This is a genomic window from Streptomyces sp. NPDC004658 (assembly GCF_040609555.1).
In the GTDB taxonomy this organism is placed as follows: Bacteria; Actinomycetota; Actinomycetes; order Streptomycetales; family Streptomycetaceae; genus Streptomyces.
Window position 1 is genome coordinate 1 of sequence record NZ_JBEXKG010000235.1, and the last position, 8,730, is coordinate 8,730.

The window sequence follows — 8,730 nt, forward strand, 5'->3', positions numbered from 1 at the left end:
CCGTGCGGCTGCTCGGCGGTGCCCTCCGAACGGGGGAAGAACTCGTACCACGAACCGAACAGGGCGCGTTCACGCTCCACCAGCAACGGCATCGGATCCGAGGCGGTGACCAACTCCCGCAACGGATACCGGGCCAGCACCGACTCCACCTCCGGCGCCAGCGCCGCCGCCAGCCGCCAGGCGGCCGGGCGGTTCTCGTCCCGCAGGGCCGCCGCCGCGTCCAGGACGGCCTGCCGCCGGTCCTCCGGGACCCCGCCGGCCGCACGCTCGTACAACTGCGCGCCCTCGGTCAGGACCAGTTCGGTGTCGATGCCCGCCGGGATCTTGATCCGGGCGTGGTGCCGCCAGGTGGCGAGCGGGTCGGACCAGGCCTCCACCGTGTAGGTCCAGTGGCCGGGTTCGCCCGCGGTGACGGTGGCACCCCAGCGGTCGGTGCCCGGGGCGAGTTCCCGCATCGGCGTCCAGGGGCCCGGCCGGCCCGCCGGGTCCCGCAGCACCACGTTCGCCGCGACGGCGTCGTGGCCCTCCCGGAACACGGTGGCCGACACCTCGAACGACTCCCCGGTCACGGCCTTGGCGGGCCGGCGGCCGCGCTGGACCACGGGACGTACGTCGAGGACGGGGATACGGCCCACGGTGGTGGCCGTGTCCGGGGAGGACCGTTCCCCGGCGGCGTCGACGGCGGTGGACGGACCGCCGGCGCCGGCCGGCGCCGTGCCTTTCCTGCCCGTCGTCTTCTTTCCTGTGGCCTTGGCCTTACTGCTTGTCGGTGGTGCTGACGAGTGGTGCGTGGCGGGCATGACCGCTCCTGTCCGCTGCAACGAGGGTATGGCGGATGGACATGGGGAGGTGGGTCCTGCGAGGTGCTGTGGTGCTCCTGTGGGGTGCGTACCGGAGGAGCCTTCCCACCCGGTTCGGGTGGGCAATCCGGCACTTTGTTAACTACTCACGCGTACGTCCACCCACAAGACCGGCCCCTCTTTCGCGAGTGCCCGGTGACCGGGTCTTGACGCCCCTCCGACACCCCCGACGGGTACGTCCCCACCGACCGCGCGGTAACCACTACCGTCGAAGGCGACGACGAGACGTACAACGCCGTGCGTCTCACCCCGCGACGCGTCGAGGTGGCATGTGAAGGCGATCCGTCGGTTCACCGTCCGTCCCGTTCTCCCCGCCCCCCTCCGGCCCTTGAGCGACCTGGCGCGCAACCTGCGCTGGTCCTGGCACGCCGAAACGCGCGACCTGTTCCAGTCCGTCTGCCCGGAGGGCTGGGCCGGTGCCGGCGGCGACCCGGTGCGGCTGCTGGGCAGCGTACGACCCGACAGGCTGGCCGAGCTGGCCGGGGACCGGCGGTTCCTGCGCCGCCTCACCGCCGCCGCCGACGACCTCGACGACTACCTCACCGGCGACCGCTGGTACCAGCAACAGGCCGACGGCCTGCCCGCCGCCGTCGCCTACTTCTCGCCCGAGTTCGGCATCACGGCCGCGCTCCCGCAGTACTCCGGCGGCCTCGGCATCCTCGCCGGCGACCACCTGAAGGCGGCCAGCGACCTCGGGGTGCCGCTGATCGGGGTGGGGCTGCTGTACCGGCACGGGTACTTCCGGCAGACCCTCTCCCGGGACGGCTGGCAGCAGGAGCACTACCCGGTGCTCGACCCGAACGAACTGCCCCTCACCCAGCTGAAGGAGAGCGACGGCACGCCGGCGCAGGTCTCCCTGGCGCTGCCCGGCGGCAAGGCGCTGCGCGCCCGGATCTGGCTGGCCCAGGTGGGCCGGGTGCCGCTGCTGCTGCTCGACTCGGACGTGGAGGAGAACGAGCTCGGCGAACGCGGGGTGACCGACCGGCTCTACGGCGGCGGCAGCGAGCACCGGCTGCTCCAGGAGATGCTGCTCGGCATAGGAGGTGTGCGGGCCGTACGGACGTACTGCCGGCTCACCGGTCACCCGGAGCCGGAGGTGTTCCACACCAACGAGGGGCACGCGGGCTTCCTCGGTCTGGAGCGGGTCGCCGAACTGTGCGCCGACGGGCTGGACTTCGACTCGGCGCTGGAGGCCGTGCGGGGCGGCACGGTGTTCACCACGCACACCCCGGTCCCGGCCGGCATCGACCGCTTCGACCGGGAGCTGGTGGGCCGGCACTTCGGCCCCGACGCCGAACTGCCCGGCATCGACGTGCAGCGCGTCCTGGCGCTGGGCATGGAGACCTACCCGGGCGGCGAGCCGAACCTGTTCAACATGGCCGTGATGGGGCTGCGGCTGGCCCAGCGGGCCAACGGGGTGTCGCTGCTGCACGGGCAGGTCAGCCGGAACATGTTCGCCGGGCTGTGGCCGGGATTCGACGCCGAGGAGGTGCCGATCACCTCCGTGACCAACGGGGTGCACGCGCCGACCTGGGTGGCGCCGGAGGTGCTGCGGCTCGGCGTCCGGCAGATCGGCGCCCAGCGGGCCGAGGACGCGCTGAGCGTCGGCCGCTCCGAGCGCTGGGACGCGGTCGCGGACATCCCGGACCAGGAGATCTGGGAGCTGCGCCGCACCCTGCGCGAGCAGCTGGTGCTGGAGGTACGGGAGCGGCTGCGGGCCTCCTGGCGGCAACGCGGAGCGGGTGACGCCGAGTTGGGCTGGATCGACGGGGTGCTGGACCCGGACGTCCTGACGATCGGCTTCGCGCGCCGCGTCCCGTCGTACAAACGCCTGACGCTGATGCTCCGCGACCGCGACCGCCTGATGGAACTGCTGCTGCACCCGGAGCGCCCGGTGCAGATCGTGGTCGCGGGCAAGGCGCACCCGGCGGACGACGGCGGCAAGCGCCTGGTCCAGGAGCTGGTGCGCTTCACCGACGACCCCCGGGTCCGCCACCGGATCGTCTTCTTGCCCGACTACGGCATGGCGATGGCGCAGAAGCTCTACCCGGGCTGCGACATCTGGCTGAACAACCCGCTGCGCCCCCTGGAGGCCTGCGGCACCTCCGGCATGAAGGCGGCGCTGAACGGCTGCCTCAACCTCTCCGTCCTGGACGGCTGGTGGGACGAGTGGTTCCAGCCGGACTTCGGCTGGGCGATCCCGACCGCGGACGGCGCCGGCACCGACCCCGACCGCCGGGACGACATCGAGGCGGCGGCCCTCTACGACCTCCTGGAGCAACGGATCACTCCCCGCTTCTACGAGCGCGGGCGCGCCGGTCTGCCCGACCGCTGGATCGAGATGGTCCGCCAGACCCTCTCCCTGCTCGGCCCGAAGGTGCTGGCCGGCCGCATGGTCCGGGAGTACGTCGACCGGCTCTACGCCCCCGCCGCGCGGGCGCACCGCGCGCTGACCCCCGACACGGCCCGGGACCTCGCCGAGTGGAAGGCGCGGGTGCGGGCCGCCTGGACGGGAGTGAGCGTCGACCACGTCGAGACGACGGCGACGACGGCCACGGCGGAACTGGGCGGCACCGTGGGGCTGCGGGTACGGGTCGGCCTCGGCGAGCTGAGCCCCGACGACGTGGAGGTGCAGGCGGTGTCCGGGCGGGTGGACGCGGAGGACCGCATCACGGACGCCACGGTGGTCCCCCTGAAGCCGGCCGGCACCCCCGACCTGGAGGGCCGCCTGCTGTACGAGGGCCCCCTCTCCCTGGACCGCACCGGCCCCTACGGCTACACGGTCCGCATCCTGCCCACCCACCCCCTCCTGTCCTCCGCCGCCGAACTGGGCCTGGTGACGGTGCCGTCGGAGGAGGTGGGGGAGGGGGCGGGGATGGTGTTGCGGTGAGGGACGCCTCCTCGCCGACTCACCGCAGACCGACGCGAGCGCGGCAGTGGCGACGGGCCCGGAGCGGCTGCCGCTGCGCGGAAGGTACGCAGGCGTTCACAGCACGTCCGACAGAGTGGCGCGGAATTCGTCCACCTCTCGCTGAACGTAAGGCGAGAGGTCGGTGAGCATGCGGACTGTCCCGTCAAGGTGACGTGCGAGTTCCGGCGCGCTCCTCCACACCGATTCCTTCCGCGTCAATGCCGCCGAAAGCAAGTCGTCGTCGTACCAGCCGCCCGCCGCTTCCTGCGGTGCTGTCTCGCGCAGGAAGTCCAGAGCAACGGGAAGGAGCCAGTGGAGGCCGACATCCTGGGCGATCAGCCGGCGTAGATCCTCCACGGAGAGATCTTCGATGGCTCGCCTCCTCAACTCGTGAACGCTGCGAACCAAGCTGGTGCTGTCCCCCGGGGGATCGGGCCATCGATCCCCCTCGAGCTCTTCGATGGACCTGCTTCTGTCAACAAAATCCGAGAGCATGATCTCCGCGAGTACGGGCGCGCGCCGCCGCACGAGCGAATTCCGGCCTCCTCCAGCGGTCACGCTTCCGGCAGGTTCCCGCACAGCCTCCTCAGCACGACCCCGCACCGCCGCGCGTACGCGTGTTGCAGTCCCCGGGTCGCCGGGCCGCCCGCGCGGGCGTACCACTTGGCGGCCTTGCTGAAGGCCGCCACCGTCAGCCAGACCGTGCCGTCGCCGGTGCGGTCGACCAGGAAGGTCTCCTCGCCGCACTCGGGGTGGCCTTCGAGGGTGCCGTAGGCCCAGCCGGCCCGGCGGTGTTCCTCGGCCGTCCATATGACGCGGCAGGGGGCCCTGATGACGCCGGCGAGGGTGACGGTGACGTCGACGCCGGGGGCGGCGCGGTCGGCGGTGGCGTCGATGCCGACGCCGAGCGCGCGGTGCATCTCCCAGGTCAGGACCGCCTCGGCGGCCCGCTGGAACACCTCCTGGCCCTCGCCGAGACGGGTGCGGACCAGCATGGGGTGGAAGCCGGGCGGGCAGAAGGTGAGGTCGTCGCGGGTCGCGCCGACCGGCTCGTAGGTGAAGGGCGCCGAGGACATGGGTCACAAGGGTAGGGCGGCACCCGGAGGGACCACGTCCCGGGTGCCGCCCTGTGCGCGAGCCGGTGCGGACTAGCTGACGTTGACCGCCGTCCAGGCCGCCGCGACCGCCTTGTACTCGGTGCTGGTGGAGCCGTACAGCGCGGACGCCGCGTTCAGGGTCGCCGTGCGGGCGGCCTTGTAGTTGGTCGTCGACGTCATGTACGTGGTCAGCGCCTTGTACCAGATCTGCAGCGCCTTGGCGCGGCCGATGCCGGTGACGGCGGCGCCGTTGTACGTCGGCGAGTTGTACGTCACGCCGTTGATCGTCTTCGAACCGCTGCCCTCCGACAGGAGGTAGAAGAAGTGGTTCGCGACGCCGGACGAGTAGTGCACGTCCTTGCTGCCGACGGAGGAGGACCAGTAGTCCGCCGAGCCGCCGTCCTTGCTGGGCTTGTCCATGTAGCGCAGCGGGGTGCCGTCGCCGTTGATGTCGATCTTCTCGCCGATGAGGTAGTCACCGGGGTCGGACGCGTTGTTCGCGAAGAACTCCACGCCGGTGCCGAAGATGTCGGAGGTGGCCTCGTTCAGGCCGCCGGACTCGCCCGAGTAGTTCAGGCCCGCGGTGTTGGAGGTGACGCCGTGGCTCATCTCGTGGCCGGCCACGTCCAGCGAGGTCAGCGGGTCGACGTTGCCGGAGCCGTCGCCGTAGGTCATGCAGAAGCAGCTGTCGTCCCAGAACGCGTTCACGTAGGCGTTGCCGTAGTGCACGCGGGAGTAGGCGCCGACACCGTTGTTCTTGATGCCGTTGCGGCCGAAGGTGCTCTTGTAGAAGTCCCAGGTCTCGGCCGCGCCGTAGGCGGCGTCGGCGGCCGCGGTCTGGTCGGAGGAGGAGCTGGAGGCGGTACCGGTGCCGAAGACGTTGGTGGAGCTGGCCACCAGGGTGCCCGTGCCGGACGTCTTGCGGGCCAGGTTGTAGGTCTTGTGGTTGCCCCGCGCGCTGTCGGTGAGCTGGTAGGTCGAGCCCGACTGCACGGAGTTGAGGGTGACCGTGCCGGAGTACAGCGTCTTGCCGGTCGCGTTCTCGATGCCCTGGTACTCGTAGAGCTTCTTGCCGGTGGCCGCGTCGGTGATGACGTGCAGCTGGTTCGGGGTGCCGTCGTCCTGGAGGCCGCCGACGACGGTCTCGTAGGCGAGGACGGGCTTGCCGGAGCCGGCCCAGATCACCTTGCGGGCGCCGTCGGCGGTGGTCTTGGCGGAGCCCAGCGTCTTGGCGGCGGACACCGCCTGCTTCTCGGCCTTGGCGGCGGTGATCTGCGGCTTGAGCGAGGAGACCTTGATGGCCGACTTGGTCGCCTTGGTGACGCCCTGGGTCTTGCCGGACTTGGCCGTGTGGACGATCAGGTCGCCGCCGAGCACCGGCAGGCCCGCGTAGGTGCGCTCGTAGCGGGTGTGGACGGTGCCGTCGGCGTCCTTGACGACGTCCTTGACGACCAGCTTCTCCTGGGCGCCGAGGCCTATCTGCCGGGCGGTGCCGGCCGCGTCGGCCTGGGCCTGCTGGATCAGGGTGGTGCGCGCAGCGGCGGACAGTGCGGTCGGGGCGGCGGCGAGGGGCTTGGCCGCGGTCTGGGCGGTGGCACTGGTGGTGACACCGGTGGCGAGCAGGGCTCCGGCGGCGACAGCGGTGGCGATGGCCAGAGTGGTGCGCTTGTGACGCGCGTAGAGGGGGCTCACAGAAGCTCCTTCTCGTGGGGGAGTCCGGGCAGCGTGGGGTTACTGCCGGAGTGTGTGGCGTTGTGAAGTTGCGGTGCTGCTGCGGCGGGTGGAGAGAGAGTGACATCAAGGGCGCGTACATGTCAGGCCCCTGACGTGATGTTGGCCGAAAGTCAACTGTCCGGATAACGTTTCGGGCGTGTGAACGGGGTGCTGTCCGAGGGCCTCGACCCCCGGACAGCCCCGTGATCCCGGGCTCGTGGCGTGCGGTTTACGGGAAGGTCAGCTTCCAGCTGTTGAGCGTTCCGGTGTCGTAGGTGGCCTGATCCTGCACCCGCAACGTCCAGGTGCCGTTGGCCGATTCGGCCGAGGCGTTGACCGTGTAGGTCTCGTTCACGCCGTCCGCCGAGTCCGAGGAGCTGAAGTTCTTCAGCCGGTAGGCGGTGCCCGACGGACCGATGAGGTCGATCACCAGGTCACCGCGCCAGGTGTGGGTGATGTCGACGCTCACCTGGAGGTTGCCCGGCGCGTTCCCGCTGCGGCCGGAGACGGTGATGCCCGACGTGACGGCGGGGCCGTTGTCCGGCACCGGCACCGGCGTGGTGTTCTCGTACGACGTACCGCCGCCGCCGCCGCCCCCGCCGCCGGAGCGCGAGCCGACCCCGACGCCCGCCCAGGCGTCCTGCACCGCCTTGTACTCGGCGCTGGTCGTGCCGTACAGCTCGCCGGCCGCCGCGAGGGTGCCGGTGCGGGCGCCCGCGTAGTTGGTCGTGGACGTCCACTTCGTGGTCAGCGCCCGGTACCAGATCTGCAGGGCCTTGTCCCGGCCGATGCCGGTGACCGGAAGCCCGTCGGCCGTCGGCGAGTTGTAGCTGACGCCGTTGACCACCTTGGCGCCGCTGCCCTCGCTGAGCAGGTAGAAGAAGTGGTTCGCGGGGCCGGACGAGTAGTGCACGTCGACGCCGCCGATGCCCGAGTACCAGTTGTCCTTGGACGCGCCGTCCTTGCTGGGCTTGTCCATGTAGCGCAGCGGGGTGCCGTTGCCGTTGATGTCGATCTTCTCGCCGACCAGGTAGTCGCCCGGGTCGGTGGAGTTGTTCGCGTAGAACTCCACGCCGGCGGCCATGATGTCGCTGGTCGCCTCGTTCAGACCGCCGGACTCGCCGCTGTAGTTGAGGTTCGCGGTGGCGGAGGTGACGCCGTGGCTCATCTCGTGCCCGGCGACGTCGATCGAGGTCAGCGGCTTGGCGTTGCCGGAGCCGTCGCCGTAGGTCATGCAGAAGCAGCTGTCGTCCCAGAACGCGTTCACGTAGGAGTTGCCGTAGTGCACGCGGGAGTAGGCGCCGACGCCGTTGTTCTTGATGCCGGTCCGGCCGAACGTGCTCTTGTAGAAGTCCCAGGTGAGCGCGGCGCCGTAGTGGGCGTCCGCGCCGGCGGTGGCGGCGTTGGAGGTGGTCCCGTTGCCCCACGTGTCGGAGGACTGCGAGAACAGGGTGCCGGTGCCGGAGGTGCCCCGGTTCAGGTTGTACGTCTTGTGGCCCCCGCGCGCCCCGTCGGTGAGCGTGTACGTCGAGCCCGACTGGGTCGTGGTCAGGGTGACCTGGCCGCTGTACTGGGTGTTGCCGATGCCGTTCTTCACGCCCTGGTACTCGAAGAGCTTCTTCCCGGTGGCCGCGTCCGTGACGACGTGCAGCTGGTTCGGGGTGCCGTCGTCCTGGAGGCCGCCGACGACCGTCTCGTACGCCAGCACGGGCTTGCCGGTCGCCGCCCAGATCACCTTGCGGACGCTGTCCGCGGCCGGCTTGGTCCCGCCGAGCGCCTTCGCCCGCTGGACGGCCTGCTTCTCCGCCGCCGCCTTGGACACGGCCGGGGTGAGACCGGCGACCTTCAGCGTGGCGCCGGTGGCCCGGATCACCTCCATGGTCTTGCCGGCCCCGGTGGTGGTCACCACCAGATCCCCGCCGAGCACCGGCAGGCCCCCGTAGGTGCGCTCGTAGCGGGTGTGCAGCGTGCCGTCGGCGTCCTTGACGACGTCCTTGACGACCAGCTTCTCCTGGGCGCCCAGGCCGATCTGCCGGGCGGTGGCGGCCGTACCGGCGTCGGCGTGGCGTATCAGCTCGGCGCGCTGCGCGGGCGTGAGCCGGACCGCCGCGTGGGCCGGGTTCGCCTTGCCGGCCCGCGGGCTCGCCGG

The 8,730-nt window shown here is 71.1% G+C and carries 6 protein-coding genes; 1 reads left to right on the forward strand and 5 read right to left on the reverse strand.

The annotated features are described in order from the left end of the window. On the reverse strand, positions 1-800 hold an 800-nt coding region (locus tag ABZV94_RS38235), incomplete at its 3' end, for a maltotransferase domain-containing protein (protein WP_356349098.1). Positions 801-1,131: 331 nt separating this feature from the next. Between ABZV94_RS38235 and ABZV94_RS38240 the strand changes: the two genes are divergently transcribed. Then, positions 1,132-3,750, forward strand: a complete 2,619-nt coding sequence (locus ABZV94_RS38240; protein WP_356349100.1) for a glycosyltransferase family 1 protein — start codon at positions 1,132-1,134, stop codon at positions 3,748-3,750. Between the two features lie 96 nt (positions 3,751-3,846). On the opposite strand, the gene ABZV94_RS38245 is transcribed toward ABZV94_RS38240, so the two are convergent. The 4 genes from ABZV94_RS38245 to ABZV94_RS38260 all read right to left on the reverse strand — a co-directional run. Continuing rightward, complete coding sequence (locus ABZV94_RS38245; protein WP_356349107.1) at positions 3,847-4,266, reverse strand: contact-dependent growth inhibition system immunity protein; 420 nt, start codon at positions 4,264-4,266, stop codon at positions 3,847-3,849. Positions 4,267-4,325: 59 nt separating this feature from the next. Continuing rightward, positions 4,326-4,847 carry a DUF1990 domain-containing protein gene (locus ABZV94_RS38250; protein ID WP_356349101.1) on the reverse strand — a complete coding sequence of 174 codons (522 nt, stop codon included), beginning with the start codon at positions 4,845-4,847 and terminating at the stop codon, positions 4,326-4,328. A 72-nt stretch (positions 4,848-4,919) separates the two neighbouring features. After that, positions 4,920-6,560 carry a M4 family metallopeptidase gene (locus tag ABZV94_RS38255; protein ID WP_356349103.1) on the reverse strand — a complete coding sequence of 547 codons (1,641 nt, stop codon included), beginning with the start codon at positions 6,558-6,560 and terminating at the stop codon, positions 4,920-4,922. Between the two features lie 250 nt (positions 6,561-6,810). Further along, positions 6,811-8,730: M4 family metallopeptidase (locus tag ABZV94_RS38260; RefSeq protein WP_356349105.1), on the reverse strand; the 1,920-nt coding region annotated here is incomplete at its 5' end.